The sequence below is a fragment of the Corynebacterium sp. UMB6689 genome (assembly GCF_030215295.1).
GTDB classification, from domain to species: Bacteria; Actinomycetota; Actinomycetes; order Mycobacteriales; family Mycobacteriaceae; genus Corynebacterium; species Corynebacterium aurimucosum.
On record NZ_JASOLS010000270.1, the window covers coordinates 1 to 241 of the forward strand.

The window sequence follows — 241 nt, forward strand, 5'->3', positions numbered from 1 at the left end:
TCAGAACCGAGGGCGAGCGGCACCATGAAGGCACCGACGGCCGCGGCGCTGCCGCCACCCGAACCACCCGGGATTCGATCCAGATCCCAGGGGTTGCGCGAGGGTCCGAAAGCGGAATGTTCCGTGGAGGAACCCATCGCGAATTCGTCCATATTGGTCTTGCCCACGATAGGGAGCCGGGCTTCTTTAATTTTTACGACGACGCTCGCATCGTACGGCGGGCGCCACCCGGCCAAGATTT

Annotated in this window: 1 protein-coding gene; it reads right to left on the reverse strand. The window is 62.7% G+C overall.

The genetic code is table 11. The annotated features are described in order from the left end of the window. Window positions 1–241, reverse strand: a 241-nt coding sequence (locus tag QP363_RS13475) for an amidase family protein (protein WP_284764867.1), incomplete at both ends; no start/stop codon positions are given.